17 protein-coding genes are annotated in these 17,883 nt (G+C 37.6%); 4 read left to right on the top strand and 13 right to left on the bottom strand.

The genetic code is table 11. The annotated features are described in order from the left end of the window. Positions 1 to 3: 3 nt before the first annotated feature. From murD to ffh, 11 genes are all read right to left on the bottom strand, one after another. The gene (murD, locus tag LIX50_RS00970) at positions 4 to 1,320 is read right to left on the bottom strand and encodes a UDP-N-acetylmuramoyl-L-alanine--D-glutamate ligase (protein ID WP_048954124.1); all 1,317 of its coding nucleotides are present in this window, start codon (positions 1,318 to 1,320) and stop codon (positions 4 to 6) included. Positions 1,321 to 1,442: 122 nt separating this feature from the next. After that, complete coding sequence (mraY, locus tag LIX50_RS00965) at positions 1,443 to 2,525, bottom strand: phospho-N-acetylmuramoyl-pentapeptide-transferase (RefSeq protein ID WP_048954125.1); 1,083 nt, start codon at positions 2,523 to 2,525, stop codon at positions 1,443 to 1,445. After that, entirely contained in the window at positions 2,519 to 3,892 is a 1,374-nt protein-coding gene (murF, locus tag LIX50_RS00960; RefSeq protein WP_048954126.1) for a UDP-N-acetylmuramoyl-tripeptide--D-alanyl-D-alanine ligase, read from the bottom strand. Before murF ends, mraY begins: the two co-directional genes overlap by 7 nt. A gap of 18 nt (positions 3,893 to 3,910) precedes the next feature. Beyond that, positions 3,911 to 5,377: a UDP-N-acetylmuramoyl-L-alanyl-D-glutamate--2,6-diaminopimelate ligase gene (murE, locus tag LIX50_RS00955; protein ID WP_048954127.1), complete on the bottom strand. Its 1,467-nt coding sequence runs from the start codon at positions 5,375 to 5,377 to the stop codon at positions 3,911 to 3,913. A gap of 9 nt (positions 5,378 to 5,386) precedes the next feature. Next, a complete protein-coding gene (locus LIX50_RS00950; protein ID WP_048954128.1) occupies positions 5,387 to 7,216 on the bottom strand; it encodes a penicillin-binding transpeptidase domain-containing protein in 1,830 nt (609 codons plus the stop codon). A gap of 11 nt (positions 7,217 to 7,227) precedes the next feature. Next, complete coding sequence (ftsL, locus tag LIX50_RS00945) at positions 7,228 to 7,551, bottom strand: cell division protein FtsL (RefSeq protein ID WP_048954129.1); 324 nt, start codon at positions 7,549 to 7,551, stop codon at positions 7,228 to 7,230. Positions 7,552 to 7,553: 2 nt separating this feature from the next. Beyond that, positions 7,554 to 8,519 carry a 16S rRNA (cytosine(1402)-N(4))-methyltransferase RsmH gene (gene rsmH, locus LIX50_RS00940; protein ID WP_048954130.1) on the bottom strand — a complete coding sequence of 322 codons (966 nt, stop codon included), beginning with the start codon at positions 8,517 to 8,519 and terminating at the stop codon, positions 7,554 to 7,556. Between the two features lie 37 nt (positions 8,520 to 8,556). Then, the gene (mraZ, locus tag LIX50_RS00935; RefSeq protein WP_048954131.1) at positions 8,557 to 9,012 is read right to left on the bottom strand and encodes a division/cell wall cluster transcriptional repressor MraZ; all 456 of its coding nucleotides are present in this window, start codon (positions 9,010 to 9,012) and stop codon (positions 8,557 to 8,559) included. A gap of 204 nt (positions 9,013 to 9,216) precedes the next feature. Continuing rightward, positions 9,217 to 10,803, bottom strand: coding sequence for a carbon starvation protein A (locus LIX50_RS00930; RefSeq protein WP_048954132.1), 1,587 nt, complete (start codon positions 10,801 to 10,803; stop codon positions 9,217 to 9,219). A 186-nt stretch (positions 10,804 to 10,989) separates the two neighbouring features. Further along, entirely contained in the window at positions 10,990 to 11,328 is a 339-nt protein-coding gene (locus LIX50_RS00925; protein ID WP_048954133.1) for a hypothetical protein, read from the bottom strand. A 189-nt stretch (positions 11,329 to 11,517) separates the two neighbouring features. After that, complete coding sequence (gene ffh, locus LIX50_RS00920) at positions 11,518 to 12,906, bottom strand: signal recognition particle protein (RefSeq protein WP_048954134.1); 1,389 nt, start codon at positions 12,904 to 12,906, stop codon at positions 11,518 to 11,520. A gap of 143 nt (positions 12,907 to 13,049) precedes the next feature. Between ffh and LIX50_RS00915 the strand changes: the two genes are divergently transcribed. From LIX50_RS00915 to LIX50_RS00900, 4 genes are all read left to right on the top strand, one after another. Next, positions 13,050 to 13,835, top strand: a complete 786-nt coding sequence (locus LIX50_RS00915) for an inner membrane protein YpjD (RefSeq protein ID WP_048954135.1) — start codon at positions 13,050 to 13,052, stop codon at positions 13,833 to 13,835. 135 nt (positions 13,836 to 13,970) lie between these two features. Further along, the gene (locus LIX50_RS00910) at positions 13,971 to 15,233 is read left to right on the top strand and encodes an HlyC/CorC family transporter (protein ID WP_048954136.1); all 1,263 of its coding nucleotides are present in this window, start codon (positions 13,971 to 13,973) and stop codon (positions 15,231 to 15,233) included. Positions 15,234 to 15,361: 128 nt separating this feature from the next. Then, a complete protein-coding gene (locus LIX50_RS00905; RefSeq protein WP_226385851.1) occupies positions 15,362 to 16,132 on the top strand; it encodes a threonine/serine ThrE exporter family protein in 771 nt (256 codons plus the stop codon). A 1-nt stretch (position 16,133) separates the two neighbouring features. Then, positions 16,134 to 16,613: a threonine/serine exporter family protein gene (locus LIX50_RS00900; protein WP_005628250.1), complete on the top strand. Its 480-nt coding sequence runs from the start codon at positions 16,134 to 16,136 to the stop codon at positions 16,611 to 16,613. A 45-nt stretch (positions 16,614 to 16,658) separates the two neighbouring features. Here the strand turns inward: LIX50_RS00900 and LIX50_RS00895 are convergent, their stop codons facing one another. Both LIX50_RS00895 and LIX50_RS00890 read right to left on the bottom strand, forming a co-directional pair. Next, entirely contained in the window at positions 16,659 to 16,877 is a 219-nt protein-coding gene (locus LIX50_RS00895; RefSeq protein WP_005628252.1) for a YdcH family protein, read from the bottom strand. 119 nt (positions 16,878 to 16,996) lie between these two features. Then, positions 16,997 to 17,755, bottom strand: coding sequence for a hypothetical protein (locus LIX50_RS00890; protein WP_048954138.1), 759 nt, complete (start codon positions 17,753 to 17,755; stop codon positions 16,997 to 16,999). Between the last annotated feature and the right edge of the window lie 128 nt (positions 17,756 to 17,883).

Below are 17,883 nucleotides of genomic sequence, written 5' to 3'. Positions count from 1 at the left end.
ATTCTATACGTTATTAAGTTGAGCCAAACGTGTAAATTCTTCACCACGTTTTTCAAAAGAGGTAAACTGATCTAAACTTGCACAAGCAGGAGACAATAATACCATATCACCTACACACAATATAGGGCGTAAAAATTCAATTGCCTGCCCCATTGTTTCAAATAAGTGACTTTGTGGAGAAAGTTTCGCTAATTGTGAACCATCTCGACCAAAACAATAACAAATAATGTGTGGTTGATTAATTAATTCAGCTAATTCTGAAAAATCAGCTCCTTTTCCATCACCGCCTAACAACAAATGCAATTTGCCTTCCACATAAAGGCCAGATAATGCGGCAACTGTACTCCCCACATTTGTTGCTTTAGAATCATTAATCCAACGAATGCCATTAGCCTGATACGCTAATTGAAAACGATGGTCTAGCCCTTTGAAATGACGAAGTGCGGTACGAATTGAATCTAAATTAATACCAACAGCTTGTGCCAATGCCGTTGCCGCCAAAATATTCATATAATTATGGCGACCGACTAATGTTGCTTCTTCACAAGGCAAAATTACTTCATCTTTTGCCATTAAGTATTGCTTGCCGTTTTCCGTTTTTAGCCAATAATCTGCTGACTTTTCCGCAAAAGAAATGGTTTGTTTCGCTTGATTTTCATCTTCACCAAAAGTCAGCTTATCCTCATTATTCAAAACGCCGACCTCAGCATTATGATAAATGCGTAATTTTGCTTGGCGATAATCTTCTAAATCCACATAACGATCCATATGATCTTCAGTCACGTTTAAGACAGTTGCAGCCGCAGATTTTAAGCTGTAAGTTGTTTCAAGCTGAAAACTAGACAGCTCTAATACATAAAGTTCACAATCTTCATTCAACAATGACAAAGCGGGAATCCCAATATTTCCCCCCATACCAACTTTCACACCAGCAGCTTTCGCCATTTCATAAACCAAGGTAGTCACAGTACTTTTTCCATTTGAACCGGTAATCCCGACAATTGGCTTCGTCGCCGCACGGCAGAATAATTCAATATCACCAATTACTTCTACGCCAGCTTTAAGTGCGGTTTGAATTTCAGGTGTTTTTACCGCAAGCCCTGGGCTGATAACGATCATATCGCTTTCCAGTAACCATTCCTGATTTAAACTACCAGTATGAAGAGGGATATTTTGAGGAAGTTTATCAACACCAGTAGGATTTTTTCGGGTATCAATCACTCGAATATTAGCCTGTTGGGATAAGAGATAATCCACGCAAGAAAGACCTGTTTTGCCAAGCCCGATGATAGTAATATTTTTGTTTTGATAGGCGTTCATTTTCTTTCTTCTTAATTGCTATAAATTCTAAAATTATATTATGGATGGAAATATAAATTTCCTTTACTAACGTAAAAAGGTCGCCCTTTCAAAAACTGAAAGAGCGAACCTAGCTATATTTATTAACGTAACTTCAAGGTTACCAATCCCATCAACACCAACATTAAGGAAATAATCCAAAACCGAATAATGACTCTTGGCTCTGGCCATCCCTTCAATTCAAAATGATGGTGAATCGGTGCCATTCTAAAAATGCGTTGTTTGCGTAACTTATAAGATCCCACTTGCAAAATAACAGAGAGCGCTTCAACAACAAACACCCCGCCCATTATCACAAGCAAAAATTCCTGACGAACTAGGATTGCCACGACACCAAGCGCGCCGCCTAATGCAAGGGAACCTACATCGCCCATAAAGACTTGTGCTGGATAAGTATTGAACCATAAGAATCCTAGCCCTGCACCAACAATGGCTGTACAAAATACAACCACCTCAGAACTATATTTAATGTATGGGATGTGCAAGTATTCTGCGAAATTCACGTTACCCGTCGCCCATGCAATTAACGCAAACGCACCTGCGACAAGCGCGGTTGGCATTATCGCCAATCCATCCAAACCATCTGTTAAATTCACCGCATTACCGGTTCCAACAATCACAAAGTAAGACAACACAATATAGAACAAACCTAATTGAGGCATAATGTCTTTAAAGAATGGAATCACTAAACGGGTGGCATCAGTGTCGTGGCCAAGCCAATAAAGCCAAAGGATTGCCACTAATGCCACAACAGACATCCAAAAATATTTCCAACGCGCAATCAAACCATCCGTGTTTTTACGGGTAATTTTACGGAAATCATCCACAAAACCAATTGCACCATATCCAAATAATACAAATAAGCAAACCCAAATATAAGGATTAGCAAGATTTGCCCATAATAACGTACTTACGCCAATAGAGAATAAAATCATCACTCCGCCCATAGTGGGGGTGCCTTTTTTTGCAAAGTGACTTTCAGGACCATCATTTCGCACTTCTTGGCCAAACTTTAAGATCTGTAAACGTTTGATCACTTTTGGACCAATCCAAAGTGAGATAAAAAGTGCGGTTAATAATGCAAGAATTGCACGGACGGTAATATAAGAAATCGCATTAAATGCGGTTTCATAACGAATAAGATATTCAGCAAGCCAGACTAACATTTAATTTTATCCTTTAATGAATAAATCACATCTTCCATTTTCATTGAGCGCGAGCCTTTTCCTAGCACCACGACTTTGTTATTTTGTTGTAATTGTGTTTCAATCAATGGCACAAGAAAATCAACCATTTCCACCTTATCAGTAAAATGCTTACCCGAAACAGCCTCAGAAATAACCGCACTTTCGTTGCCATAAGAACAAACTAAATTTAAATTTGCCGAGTTGGCATGTTGTCCTACTTCACGGTGAATAGCGAGAGAGTTTTCCCCCAACTCTTTCATATCACCGACACACAAAATACGGAAAGCTTCATAACTTTTTAGGACATCAATGGCAGCACACAGAGAATCTTTATTTGCGTTATAAGTATCATCTAATAACAATAAATTAGGCGTTACTTGAATTGGGAATAAACGTCCTTTCACTTGTGAACGTTGTTCTAATCCAGCTTTTACATCCGTAAGGGTTGCACCGACATTCATCGCAAGTGCGGTAGCAGCCAAGGCATTTTTTACATTATGTTCACCAAGGTAAGGTAAGTTAATCTCCATTTCACCTTGTGGGGAAATAAGTGTAAAAGTGGAGCCTTGAGCAGTATGATGAATATTTTTTGCAGAATAATCTTTACCGTTGAAATATTGAATTTCATGTTCACCGATTTCTTTTTGCCAAAAATCTAAATGGTTATGTTCTGCATTAATAATCGCCACGCCATTCGATGTTAAACCACGATAAATCTCACCTTTAGCTTGTGCAACGCCCTCTAAAGAACCAAAGCCCTCTAAATGCGCAGGCGCAATATTATTAATCAATGCGGCATCAGGTTGAGCTAATTTTGTGGTGTAATCAATTTCACCTTGATGATTTGCACCAAGTTCGATCACAGCGAAACGATGTTTTTCTGTTAAGCGAAGAAGGGTTAAAGGCACACCAATATCATTATTAAAATTACCATTGGTAAAAAGTATTGCTTCCGAATCACCAGCAGTATGTTGCAAAATACTCGCCGTCATTTCTTTTACCGTAGTTTTACCAGAAGACCCTGTCATCGCGACAGTACGCGGATTAATTTTCTCACGTAACCATTTTGCAAGTTCGCCCAAAGCAATTCGAGTATCCTTAACCACCAGTTGTGGAACAGAAATGGAAGAATTTTCTTGCTGAACAACAACGGCTACCGCACCTTGTACTACCGCTTGTTCAAGATATTGGTGAGCATCAAACTTTTCGCCTTTCAACGCAAAAAATAAACTATTTGATACACTTTTTCGGGTATCTGTATTAATTTCTTCAACTTGCACATTTTTATCGCCAATTAATTTAGCTTGAAGAATCTGTGCTAATTGTTCAGTAGAGAGTTTAATCATAATTTAATTGTTATTATTTTACTTTAAAAAATCATGTGCTACATCTTGATCAGAAAATGAAATCACTTCATTACCAATAATTTGATAATGCTCATGACCTTTACCCGCAATTAAAATTACATCATTTTCAATAGTACTTTCAATTGCAAATTGGATAGCTTGTTCTCTATCAGGAATAATACCCACTTTATCCATATTAATAAAACCAGAAACAATATCATCCTCAATTTGTTTATAAGGCTCTGATCGCGGGTTATCTTTTGTCACGATAACTTTATCAGCAAATTGTTCTGCCACTTTTGCCATTAATGGACGTTTACCTCGATCGCGATCACCGCCACAGCCAAAAATGCACCATAATTCACCTTGACAGTGCTCCCGTGCTGCAAGTAATGCCTTCTCTAATGCATCAGGGGTGTGAGCATAATCAACGATGACCGTTGGCTTGTTTGGATACTGAATCATTTCCATTCTTCCACATACTCCTTTCAAAGATTTCGCCGTAGCGAGTAAATTTTCCAATGGGTAACCAAATGATAATAACGTGGTCATCACTAATAACAAATTGCTTACATTGAAAGCACCGATTAATGGACTATGCAATACGCCATTACCCCAGCTAGATTCAAAAGTAATCTCTGCGCCTTGAGCATGATAGTGGATATTTGTTGCCTTCATCCATTGATGTGAGTTTGCTTGGAAATCGGTGCTTGTACTAACTGCAATCGCATCAGGCAATTCACTTAACCATTGGCAGCCAATCTCATCATCCACATTAATCACTTTAATTTGCGTATCTAATTCGGTGAATAAGCGTTTTTTAGCGGAAGCATAATTTTCCATTGTTTGATGATAATCAAGATGATCACGAGTTAGATTTGTAAAAATAGCGGCCTTAAAATGTAATGCTTCTACTCGATATTGGGCTAAACCATGTGATGAAACCTCAATTGCAGCGAAATCGGCTCCATCTTGTCTAAATTTGGCAAGGGAAGACTGAAGTTCTACCGCAGACCCTGTCGTATTCTTAGCCTCAACTACGGCACCTAAAAGTCCATTACCAATTGTTCCCATTACTGCCGCACGATGGCCTAATAGCTCCGCCCATTGTGCTAATAATTGAGAAATAGTAGTCTTGCCATTTGTCCCAGTTACGCCAACAAGCGTTAATTTCTTAGAAGGCGAATCATAAAAAATATCTGCCAACAACGAAAGATGGCGTGCAAGTTGATAAAACTTAACTACTGGCACATTCCCAATAAATATTACTGTTAAATGCTCGCTAGATAATTCCGTCTCAGAAAGCACCGCACTTGCACCAAAGTGAATAGCCGAATCAATAAATTGATTTCCATCGACTTGATGTCCTTTTATTGCTACAAAAAGATCCCCTGTTTTAACTTTACGGCTATCCAATACCATATTATGGAGTTCTATCTCATCCTTTAATTCAGGTAAATCAAAAAGTGCGGTGAGTTTTTTCATTATTTTTCCTTAATTCATTTTTTCATTCTTACGCTCACCAACATATACAATGCGTTTCGCACTTTTCATTGTTTTTTCTGTTGGTTCCGCATCTTGTGGAATTCCGTTAGCACGTAATGCATAACCCATAATACTAGAGAACACAGGAGCTGAAACCGCACCACCATAATATTCCCCAGCTTTTGGATCGTTAATCAAAATGACTAAGGCATAACGTGGATCACTAATTGGTGCAATCCCCGCTGTGAATGCAACGTATTTATTCACATAATGACCATTCTCTAATTTACGTGCTGTACCCGTTTTTACACCAACACGATATCCTTCAACCATCGCTCGCTTATTTTTAATCGCTACTTTTTCTAAAATACCGACAATATCCTTCGTGATTTTTTCAGAAAAAACTCGTTTCCCTATTACAGGTGGATCAACTTTTGTAATAGAGAGTGGACGATAAATACCGAAGCTACCAAGCGTTGCATAAGCTCTAGCTATTTGGAGTGGTGTTGCAGTAATACCATAACCATAAGAAACCGTTGCACGTTCAATATCCGCCCAACGTTTACGATTGGCATTTAAAATCCCAGCCTGTTCACCAATCAATCCCAAATCTGTCGACTTACCTAAACCTGCATTTTGATAGGTTTCCATCAAGGCACTTGGGGGCATACGTAACGCAAGGCGACTTACACCACGGTTACTTGAATTAATTAATATTTCATCTAATGTTTGTTGCGCACGTGGTGCTACGTCTACAATTTCTTTTCCACTTACTGTAAAAGACCCCGTATTAATAACTTCATCACGACGAACTACACCACGTTGAAGTGCAGTTAACACAACTAAAGGCTTTACAGTAGAACCCGGCTCAAAGGTATCCGTAATAGCACGATTACGCATTAATTCTGATTTAACGCCAACACGATTATTCGGGTTATAGGATGGCGCAGTAGCCATGGCTAATACTTCTCCTGTACGAACATCAACTAATACAGCTGTACCTGATTCAGCATTATTTTCTGATACCGCTTTTTTAATTTCACGATACACCATAGATTGTAATTTTTCATCAATACTTAACGTAACATCTTGCGCATCATATTTTTTTTCATCAGAAATGTGTTCAACAATGTTACCTCGCTTATCTTTACGTACTGTGCGTGAACCATCTTTCCCCACAAGCATGGTATTAAAACTTTTCTCTATCCCTTCTATACCATTCCCATCAATATCAGTATAACCAACTAAATGTGCAGCTTCTTCTACACGTGGATAAAAACGACGATGTTCAGTTTCTAAGAAAACGCCTTTAACGTTTAATTTTTTAATATAATCTGCTTTATTTGACTCTACTTGACGAGCCAAATACAAATAACCTGATTTTGAATTTTTCTCAATTTTTTTAATCAAGTCATTGCTACTCATTCCTATCTCTTGTGCTAATGCATTAATACGCTCTTTATCCGCTAAAGCATCTTCTTTTAACATCGTTTTGGGATCAGCTACTATTGCACTCATCGGGACACTTACTGATAATAATTGCCCATTACGATCTAAAATTGAACCACGCACTGAAAGAATTTCATCTTTACGTAACGAGCGTTTATCTGCCTCGCCAGATAAGGTATCAGCATTAATAGATTGGACATAACCAGCACGAGCTACCAATGCACACAAACCAAGAAAAACAAAAAATACCGAAATAATATAACGTCCACGCATAAAACATTTATCAAACACCATTTTCGGTTTGTTATGTTTCACGGCTTCAGGTGCGGTTAATTTTCTAATTGTTTTTTTAGACTTATTTGATTTACGAGAAGAATTGAATTTAACCATCTTTTTACCTATTATTCTCTAATCTCAACTTCTTGTTCTGTCGTTAAAGGTTTCATTTTTAAAGTACCTACAGCAATAGATTCTACTCTTGTGCTATCCCCTTCAGTCGCTTCCTGCACCTGTAAATTTCGATATTCATTTTCAAGCGCTTGCCGTTGTAAAATAAGTGCACCATTTTCAGAAATTAACTGACGTGTTTTATGCGTCACCCAAATAGCGCCCATTGCGGATACCAAAATTGCTATTAATAAGAAAACAATTAACTTATTTGAAGAAAATAAATCTTCAACTAAAATCTGCTGTAACGGATAACGAGGTTTATTATTTTCAGACATCACTAAATTCTCTCCGCTACACGCAATACTGCACTTCTTGAACGAGGATTTGCTTGAATTTCCGCCTCACTTGGTTGAATTGCTTTACCAATTAGTTTTAATTTCTGATTACGTTGAATTTGGTCTTCTCGCAATGGTAAACCTTTAGGGATATCCTCACCTTTACTTTGTTTTTTCATAAAATGTTTCACCATTCTATCTTCCAAAGAATGGAAACTAATAATTGATAAACGCCCTTCTGGCGCTAACATGTCTAAAGCAGAATTGAGTACACTTTCCAATTCGTCTAGTTCTGAATTGATGAAAATACGAATGGCCTGGAAACTACGAGTCGCAGGATGTTTATGTTTATCTTTAAAAGGTACCGCTTGTGAAATAAGCTCAGCTAATTGACTAGTACGTGATAAAAATTCTGTGCCATTTTTGGCCGCACTTTTGTTGTAATCAACAATAGCAGTGGCAATACGTTTAGCAAAACGCTCCTCGCCAAAAGTTTTCAAAACCCAAGTTAAATCCTCAACCGATACTTGTTTTAACCATTCTGCTGCTGATAAACCTTGAGTCGTGTCCATACGCATATCAAGTGGGCCATCTTTCATAAAACTAAAACCACGTTCTGCTTCATCAAGCTGGGGAGATGACACGCCAAGATCAAGCAAAATACCATCAATTTTGCCAACCAAATTTAATTTTTCACAAATTTCAGGAATATGAGAAAAGCTGTTATGTTCAATCTGAAAACGTGGGTCTTGAATTTTTTGAGCTTCAGCAATGGCTCTAGGATCGCGGTCAACGCCAATAAGACGACCATTTGGGGATAATTTAGAAAGGATTAAGCGAGAATGTCCACCACGGCCAAAAGTACCGTCAATATAAATTCCATTTTCCTTCAATGCCAAGCCATTCACGGCTTCGTGAAGTAAAACTGTGATATGTTCAGGTGAAGAAAAGGAATTTTCGGTATCCATAAATACAATATAAAAGTAAAAAACGGTGAATCATTTTCTATAATGAGAAATCTTTCAGAGCCTCAGACGCAAAGTCTGCACTTGAACCAATTTCCATATCTTCTTCAATTTGAGCATGCCATTCTACAGCACTCCAAATTTCAAATTTATTAAGTTGTCCTACTAACATTAAACCTTTTTCTAATTTTGCATGTTGGCGTAATGGTCCACTAAGCAAAATACGGCCCTGAGCATCCATCTCACATTCAGTGGCATGACCAAGCATTACTCGTTGCAAACGGCGTTGGGTAGGATCAAAATTAGAAAGTTCGAGAAGTTTTTGTTCGATTTTTTCCCATTCATCAAGGGGATAAAGTAAAAGACAAGGTTGGCGAATATCGACGGTACAAACCATTTGCCCTTGGTTCTTTTCAAGAATTTCAGAGCGATAGCGGGTTGGGATCGCTACGCGTCCCTTAGAATCTAAATTAACCGCTGTTGCACCACGAAACATATTACGCCTTCAAAATTAAACTTATTTTGAGAAATTTTTCTAAAAATCTCCACAAAACACCACTTTTCTCCACATCTACGTAAGTTTATAATTTGTTTGCTTAAGTTGCAAGCGATTATCCCTGATATAACCCTATTTTTTATCAAAATAAAAAGCCGTTTGAGAAAATATCCCAAACGGCTTTTTTCAACCAGATGTTCTTAATTAATTATTCACATAAGCTTCTTCGTCACGATCACCGAATGGTTTAAGTAACGTAAAGAATAATATGATACATACTACTGTTGTTGCCAAACCTAAATATACTGACAATTGATAATCTAAGTGGAAACCAATTGGATTGTAATATAAATAAGTTGCACACACTGTGGTAATAAACCAAGCAGGAATAGAAGCAACCCAATGGAATTTATGATAACGATATAAATATGCAGCTGCTGTCCATAACATTACCATTGCTGTCATTTGGTTTGCCCAAGTGAAATAACGCCATAATACGCTAAAGTCAATGGTTGAAACAAAATAGCCTAATACGAATAGTGGTACAGCAATTAATAAGCGTTTAGATAATGAACGTTGGTCAATATGGAAAATTTCCGCTAATTGTAAACGAGCAGCACGGAATGCGGTATCACCAGAAGTGATAGGTAAAACAACCACACCTAACACAGCAAAAATACCACCAACAAAACCTAAGAAATGTAATGAACTGTCATATACAACTTTAGATGGTGATCCTGCAGAAATTGCATCTTGTAATGCTTGTGGATTTTCATAGAATGCGAGACCAACCATACACCAGATTAGCGCAATTACACCTTCAGCAATCATTGCACCGTAAAAGATAAAACGACCTTCTTTTTCATTTTCAGCACAACGCGCCATTAAAGGAGTTTGAGTTGCGTGGAAACCAGATAATGCACCACAAGAAATAGTTAAGAACAACAATGGCCAAATTGGAACATCACCCTTCACTTGGAAGTTTTGTGTGAATTTCTCTAAAGTTAAACCTTGACCATCTGCATTGATAGTACGGAAGAACTCAATAGGATCAACAGCACTAAAGTGTGCAGAAACTAAGCCATACACCATACCCACAGACATAAATAGCAATAATGCGCCAAAAAGCGGATAGATTCGACCGATAATTTTATCGATCGGTAATAAAGTCGCAAGAATATAGTAAGCAAAGATAATAATCGTCCAAACTGCAACAACAGTTGCTTTATCCATTCCCCATACTTTGATACCACCGGCTTCAACTGCATGATGAACAGCTTCAGCATCACCTAATTGTAACGCTCCTTGAGATGCGCCCAATAAGTCCATGGTAATCGTACCCATTAATTGAGCTGGGCTTGATACAAACACAACACCTACTAATAATAAAAGTACAAGCGCTAATGTGTTAATAAATACTTTTACAGGGCGACCTAAGAATTTACCGGCTAAATATGGCATTGTTGCACCACCATGACGGATACTCAACATACCGCAGAAATAATCATGTACTGCCCCAGCAAAAATACAGCCTAGTACAATCCATAACATCGCGACAGGTCCGTATAATGCACCAAGAATAGGGCCAAAAATTGGGCCAGTACCAGCAATATTCAACAATTGAATTAACCAAATCTTAGTTTTTGACATTGGCATATAATCCACACCATCATTTATTTGATAGGCTGGTGTTTGACGTTTTGGATTAATGACAAAGATTTTTTCGATAATTTTTCCATAAATAAAGTAACCAAGAATAAGAATGGCTACACAAAAGAAAAACCACAACATAGAAATACTCCTCAAAAGATGGGTAATAATATTTAGATATACTCTAAATTAGCGGCCGTATTCTATGTCAAATTGATAGAAATCAAAAATTGAATTTAAGAGTTTTTTTAAAATTTGTGACTTTTATCACATTTATTAATAACACTATTTACATTAAAAGAATAAAACAGATTGATACTCTCAAAGTTAAATACACCCTCCACAGCTCCCGCAGCGCCAATCGGCCTGATTTACTGCTTGATAAAATGCTCTCATTATATTTTCCTCTAAAGGAATATTATGCTCAATAAATACATCAGAAAGCCATTCAATATTTTCAACAATCCAATCATCCTCACCCAATCCCTCGCGATAAAGCTCATCTTCAGGATCCATAAAATTATAAATATTTTCTGTTCCCATATCTTTATCTTGGCGCTCTCGAGGTAACACGACGGGTAAACCAAGATATTTAATTTCCCAATGTCCCAAACATAATGTATGTCCCTTAGATGACCAGTTAACTTGGAATGGATTATTATTCATGTTGAATTTTTATAGAAAAAGTTGAAATGTGTAATGAGTATAGAATGAAGTAAAGAAAATTCCCATACTAAGTACCGGGTATTATTTCAACTAAAATTCACTTATAAATGACACTTAGGCTAATATTTTGCCCAAAACAAAGTGCGATTAAAAATATTTCTTTTTTAACCGCACTTTGATCTTATGAAATTATCGTTTAAACATTCCGCCTAAACCACCAAGACCGCCCAAGCCTCCGCCCATTAAGCCTTGCATTCCACGCATCATTTTAGCCATGCCACCTTTACGCATTTTCTTCATCATACGTTGCATTTCATCGAATTGTTTAAGTAATTTATTGACATCTTGCACTTGAGTGCCAGAACCTAATGCAATACGACGACGGCGAGATCCTTTGATAATATCTGGGTTGGCACGTTCTTTTAAGGTCATAGAGTTAATGATCGCTTCCATTTTGACAAACATTTTGTCATCCACTTGATTTTTAACGTGATCAGGCAAATTTTTTGCACCGGGTAATTTCTCAAGCATAGACATCATGCCACCCATTTTTTTCATCTCGATAAGCTGTTCTCTGAAATCATCTAAAGTGAAATCATCGCCTTTCTTGAATTTCTGCGCCATTTTTTCTGCTTTTTCACGGTCAACAGAACGTTCAAGATCTTCAATCAGTGAAAGCACATCGCCCATACCCAAAATACGGGAAGCGATACGGTCTGGATGGAACGGCTCAAGCGCTTCTGTTTTCTCACCCACACCCAAGAATTTGATTGGTTTACCAGTGATTTGACGAATTGATAACGCCGCACCACCGCGTGCATCACCGTCCACTTTTGTCAAAATAACACCTGTAAGCAGCAATGCTTCATTAAAGGCTTTTGCCGTATTGGCTGCATCTTGACCAGTCATCGCATCTACGGTGAAAAGGGTTTCGATTGGATTTAACGCTGCATGGACTTGCTTGATTTCATCCATCATTTCTGTATCAACGTGCAAACGCCCTGCCGTATCCACAATCAATACATCGTAGAATTTCAGTTTTGCATCAGCAAGTGCCGATTTAGCAATATCAACTGGGTTTTGTTTAACATCCGATGGGAAAAAATCCACGCCAACGGACTGAGCCAAAGTTTCAAGCTGCTTAATCGCAGCTGGGCGATATACGTCGGCAGAAACTACTAACACTTTCTTTTTATGGCGTTCACGCAAGAATTTTGCTAATTTACCCACGCTGGTGGTTTTACCCGCACCTTGTAAACCCGCCATTAAGATAACCGCTGGTGGTTGAGTTGCTAGGTTTAAACTCTCATTCGCTTCACCCATGGCTTTTTCAAGCTCACGCTGAACGATTTTTAAGAACTCTTGCCCCGGCGTTAAGCTTTTATTGACTTCTTCCCCAAGCGCGCGTTCTTTTACTTTTGCGATAAATTCACGCACCACAGGTAAAGCAACATCTGCTTCAAGTAATGCCATACGCACTTCGCGTAAGGTTTCTTTAATATTATCTTCCGTTAAACGGCCTTTTCCCGTGATATTGCGTAAAGTTTTAGAAAGGCGATCCGATAAATTATCAAACATAACTCGTAATCCTGTTTTTTTCTAAAAAAATTGCCTTGATTATACCGAAATTTAGGCGTTTTTCATCATTTCAAATAAATTTATAGCGAATTGTGTGTGAGAACGATAAAATACGAACCATTCCCAAACAGAGAAAAGAAATTATGTGGTTTGCTATTTTTTCGATTTTATTTTATCTAATTAGTGTGTTGATGATCGCTCCTTTACTTACGTCCGTAGAAAACACACAACATTCTCCGAAAAAAACACCGTTGTTTTTTACCTCACTTTTTGCGATAGCATTACACGGTATTACGCTTTTCCCTTCCTTGAAGGAATTAGCTGAAGAGCATACATTCACATTAATTCAAATTAGTTCATTAATGAGTGTTAGCATCTCTGCCCTTGCAGTATTTGCTATTTTATCAGTGAATTCTATCTGGTTCGTTTTACCTATCGTCTTTGCCTTTTCAATTTTTAACTTAATTTTGGCAACATTTATACCAAGTCATTTTATTCAATTACTCAATCAAGATTCTGCGATGTTATTTCATATAGGCTTATCAATATTTACTTATGCCGTATGCTTTATTGCCATGCTTTATGCAATCCAACTCAATTGGATTGATCGTTCATTAAAAGCCAAAAAAACCAACTTTTCTCCGATTATACCTTCTTTAATGACCGTAGAACGTCATTTTGCAAGGGTATTTGCTTTTGGTGAATTATTATTAACACTGACATTAATTTCAGGTATTTATCATTCTATCAATGCATTAACTGCGGAAAATATTCACAAAGCACTATTTTCATTTTTTGCTTGGATAGTCTTTGGCATCGCACTTTTTGGTCATTGGAAAAAAGGATGGCATGGAAAAAGGATGATAATTTATGCAATTTCAGGTATTATCTTACTCACGATTGCTTATTTTGGCAGTCGGCTGATTTAAAAATAAGGGCGAATTCAAATTCGCCTTTATTATTCCATAGGGCATAACTTATTACATAAACTTAATTAGCTAGACTAATTTATGCTTCAATAAATTACGCCCTATGATGTGATTAACGAACAAAAGGATTTTCCCTTGGACAATATTCCCCTTAGTACTTTATTTATTATTCTCATTATCTGTTTAGTGTTATCTGCATATTTTTCTGGCTCAGAAACCGGACTACTCTCTCTCAATAAATATCGTCTTCGTTTTCTATCCGAACAAGGCAATAAAGGCGCACAAAAGGCAGAAAAACTGTTAGAAAAGCCAGATACCTTGTTAAGCTTTATTCTTATTTTTAATAACCTTGTGAATATCAGCGCATCAGCGATTGCGACCATGATTGGTATGCGTTTATACGGTGATGCGGGCGTGGCGATTGCAACAGGTTTGCTCACTTTCGTGATGCTTGTATTTTCTGAAATTTTCCCCAAAACGGTGGCTGCAATGCACGCGGAAAAAGTCGGTTTTGTTTCCAGCCACATTTTGACGGTATTACTTAAAATCTTCTATCCGTTAGTTTGGCTGATGAATATTTTTACCAAATCATTAATGCATTTGGTGGGATTAAAACCCGATATGCAAAAACAAGTAATTAGCCGTGAGGAACTTCGTAGTATCGTATCAGAAGCGGGTGAAGCGACACCTGATGAACAACATCCACAAATGTTGCTTTCTATTTTAGATATGGAAACTGTCACCGTTGATGACATTATGGTTCCGCGCAACGAAATTGGCGGCATTGATATTGATGATGACTGGAAAGCCATTATGCGCCAACTCAATCACGCAGCACATAACCGCGTTGTGCTCTACAAAGGCAGCCTTGATGAACAAGTGCTTGGTATTTTGCGCGTGCGTGAAGCATTCCGCTTACTGCTTGAAAAAAATGAATTTACCAAAGAAACCTTAATTCGTGCCGCTGATGAAGTGTATTTCATTCCTGAAAGCACGCCATTAAAAACTCAACTTGCGAATTTCCGTGCAAATAAAGAGCGCATTGGCTTAGTGGTGGATGAATACGGCGATATTAAAGGGCTTGTAACTTTGGAAGATATTTTGGAAGAAATCGTTGGTGATTTTACCACTTCCACCGCCCCAAGCATTGACGAGGAAGTAACGCAACAATCCGACGGTTCCATGATTATTGATGGCTCTGCCAACCTACGCGATCTCAACAAAATGTTTAACTGGGAATTGGATACTGAAGATGCCCGCACGTTTAATGGTTTAATCCTAGAACACTTAGAAGAAATTCCCGATGAAGGAACAGTTTGCGAAATTGATGGCTTGCAAATTACCATTCTTGAAGTGGGCGATAATATGATTAAACAAGCGAAAGTCGTCAAACTTTAATAATAAAAACTCAAACAAATTGAACCGCACTTTTGACTTAGATCATAAGTGCGGTTCTTTTTTTGCGCATTTTTTAGAAAACATTTTTATAATTATTTATAGGTATATCTTAATAGAAAAAGAAAGATATGGAACACGAATATCAACGGGCGGTGACTCGCGTGTGCGTACAAACGGCACTGCTCTTGTTACAACATGGGGCAGAAAGTACCGTGGTGGTGCAAATGGCGCAGCGTTTAGGCATAGCACTTGGCGTAGAAAACGTAGAATGTGCGCTTACGGCAAATGCAGTGGTGCTGACGACCTTATCTGATAATCATTGCATCACCACCGCACGAAAAAATACGGATAAAGGCATTAATATGCAAATGGTTACTGATGTTCAGCGCATTGTGATTGCCGTTGAACATCATTTGTATGACTTAGAAAGCGCACAAAGAAAACTGGATCAATTAAAACCGCTAAAATATAACCGATGGTTAGTGGTATTCATGATAGGCTTATCTTGTGCAGCATTCGCCCATTTATCTGGCGGAGACTGGGTGATTTGTGGCATCACCTTTGTGGCTGCAGCCATTGCAATGTTTGTGCGACAAGAATTTTCTAAACGGCACTATAATCCTCTAATTGTCTTTTCCATCACCTCTTGTGTCGCCTCGCTGATTTCCGGCGTGAGCTTAAAATATAACTTAGGCAACGATCCTCAAATTGCTTTAGCGTCTAGTGTGTTATTACTGGTGCCGGGGTTTCCGCTGATTAATTCTTTGGCAGATATATTAAAAGGTTACGTCAATATGGGATTAGGCCGTTGGACGATTGCGACAGTTCTCACTTTTGGCGCATGTCTTGGCATTGTATTCGCTTTAAGCGTATTACATATTACAACTTGGGGGCATTAAAATGTTATTAGATATAACAATATTTATATTGAAATTACTCGATGATATGTTATTTGCCGCAATTCCAGCTGTGGGCTTTGCTTTAGTATTTAATGTACCGCCCAAGGCCTTAAAATATTGTGCAATTTTAGCCGCACTTGGGCATGTGACACGCACATTATTACTGCATATTAATATGCCTATTGTATTTGCCACTTTCTTTGCCACTTGCGTAATTGGTTTTTTAGGCGTGCATCTTTCCCATCGTTATTTAGCCCACCCCAAAGCCTTCACAGTTGCCGCAATTATCCCGATGATCCCCGGTGTTCATGCCTATAAAGCAATGATTTCAATGGTACAAATTCATCATTTCGGCTTTTCTGATGCTTTATTTGAACAAATGATTAGCTCCTTTATTAATACCAGTTTTATCCTAGGAGCAATAGTATTTGGATTAGCTTTGCCTGGATTATTGTTTTATCGACAAAAACCTGTGGTGTGACACTAAAATAGTTCAACAAAAAACCGGCCTAAGCCGGTTTTTGTACTATTCTTGTGATTTTTTCTTAAGGTATTCATAAAGCTCATCTTTAATCCGTAATTTTTCTTTTTTCAAAGCCTCAATTTCCATATGAGTGGCGAGCTGAATGTTTTCCTGCATATTCTTAATTTCATGATCTAATTCGTTATGCTTTTCAAAAAGACGATCGAAATAAGCATCATTACTTTTAAGTTTGGTGATTAATTCTCGGTATTCGGGAAACATAGCATTGCTCCTATAGTGGTTTTAACTGGTTTCAGTTTACTACATTCGCCCCAAATAAACAGAAAACAATCTTAAAAATTTGACAACGATCACAAAATTTATTTTTCTCAAATAATCCTTTACTCTTTTGCTTTTTTATTTCTTCCAGCACCTAAAATCAGCATCGCTAACAAACTAAGGATAATTCCCAAACCAGCACCAATACCCGTTGAGATAACATAAGGTTTCTCTGCCATCACAAGATTAGGCTGTTGAACAAAATGAAATGCCACCAAATTATTATCTAACGGTTGAACAGATTGCATCATTTTCAATTTGTTTTCCCAAGAAACATCAATTTTGGCGTCGGCAGCATTTTTCACTTGTTCGAATAACGATTTCCATTTTGTAATCAATTCATTATTTAATGTTTGGCGCGCTTGATTATTCACATAACGAATATATTCCACAAAAAGTTGATCTACTTCTTCACGCTCAAAAGAAGACAGGGTTAATTGATCAAGATTATTTTCTTGGGAAAATTTAAAATGTGAGGCAATTTGCTGAATCGTTTGATTTTCAACTTTAGCTCTTGCTTTCACAAAATCAGATTGATTTAAAAACGCCATTAATTGAGCGGGAGAACTCAGAATTTTTGTAAATTCATGATAGGCAGAATTGGTCGCTTTGCGTTCAATCTTTGTGGCATCCACTGCATCCGCATCACCGCTAACTAAACTATATGTAGAAAAAAGAGAAAAATAATTACCCAATTCACTCATTTTTGGTGTTTCAAATTGCGCACTAACCTGCCATTTTGTCGGATGAAAATGAGCCCCAGCAAAACCAAGCCCACCACCAATAATCATAAATAGAAAAGAAAGAATAAATTTTCTCATAACCCACCTAAAAATTTGATTAAATTAGCGCGAATTTTAGCACAAAGTGCGGTGTATTTTTCTTTATTTTCAGAATCTCGCTTTTCACTAGGCTTTTAACTGGTTTATTTCAACAACGTGCGATAGAA

It is taken from the genome of Haemophilus sp. Marseille-P9675, from assembly GCF_916862695.1.
Taxonomy (GTDB): Bacteria; Pseudomonadota; Gammaproteobacteria; order Enterobacterales; family Pasteurellaceae; genus Haemophilus; species Haemophilus haemolyticus_K.
The sequence above is the reverse complement of the archived record's forward strand: the minus strand, read 5'-3'. Positions and strand labels throughout refer to the sequence as shown.

What these genes read in the sequence shown, in the direction of transcription:
- murD (WP_048954124.1), bottom strand. Translation starts at nt 1,320, where the DNA reads ATGAACGCCTATCAAAACAAAAATATTACTATCATCGGGCTTGGCAAA.
- mraY (WP_048954125.1), bottom strand. Translation starts at nt 2,525, where the DNA reads ATGTTAGTCTGGCTTGCTGAATATCTTATTCGTTATGAAACCGCATTT.
- murF (WP_048954126.1), bottom strand. Translation starts at nt 3,892, where the DNA reads ATGATTAAACTCTCTACTGAACAATTAGCACAGATTCTTCAAGCTAAA.
- murE (WP_048954127.1), bottom strand. Translation starts at nt 5,377, where the DNA reads ATGAAAAAACTCACCGCACTTTTTGATTTACCTGAATTAAAGGATGAG.
- LIX50_RS00950 (WP_048954128.1), bottom strand. Translation starts at nt 7,216, where the DNA reads ATGGTTAAATTCAATTCTTCTCGTAAATCAAATAAGTCTAAAAAAACA.
- ftsL (WP_048954129.1), bottom strand. Translation starts at nt 7,551, where the DNA reads ATGTCTGAAAATAATAAACCTCGTTATCCGTTACAGCAGATTTTAGTT.
- rsmH (WP_048954130.1), bottom strand. Translation starts at nt 8,519, where the DNA reads ATGGATACCGAAAATTCCTTTTCTTCACCTGAACATATCACAGTTTTA.
- mraZ (WP_048954131.1), bottom strand. Translation starts at nt 9,012, where the DNA reads ATGTTTCGTGGTGCAACAGCGGTTAATTTAGATTCTAAGGGACGCGTA.
- LIX50_RS00930 (WP_048954132.1), bottom strand. Translation starts at nt 10,803, where the DNA reads ATGTTGTGGTTTTTCTTTTGTGTAGCCATTCTTATTCTTGGTTACTTT.
- LIX50_RS00925 (WP_048954133.1), bottom strand. Translation starts at nt 11,328, where the DNA reads ATGAATAATAATCCATTCCAAGTTAACTGGTCATCTAAGGGACATACA.
- ffh (WP_048954134.1), bottom strand. Translation starts at nt 12,906, where the DNA reads ATGTTTGATAATTTATCGGATCGCCTTTCTAAAACTTTACGCAATATC.
- LIX50_RS00915 (WP_048954135.1), top strand. Translation starts at nt 13,050, where the DNA reads ATGTGGTTTGCTATTTTTTCGATTTTATTTTATCTAATTAGTGTGTTG.
- LIX50_RS00905 (WP_226385851.1), top strand. Translation starts at nt 15,362, where the DNA reads ATGGAACACGAATATCAACGGGCGGTGACTCGCGTGTGCGTACAAACG.
- LIX50_RS00900 (WP_005628250.1), top strand. Translation starts at nt 16,134, where the DNA reads ATGTTATTAGATATAACAATATTTATATTGAAATTACTCGATGATATG.
- LIX50_RS00895 (WP_005628252.1), bottom strand. Translation starts at nt 16,877, where the DNA reads ATGTTTCCCGAATACCGAGAATTAATCACCAAACTTAAAAGTAATGAT.
- LIX50_RS00890 (WP_048954138.1), bottom strand. Translation starts at nt 17,755, where the DNA reads ATGAGAAAATTTATTCTTTCTTTTCTATTTATGATTATTGGTGGTGGG.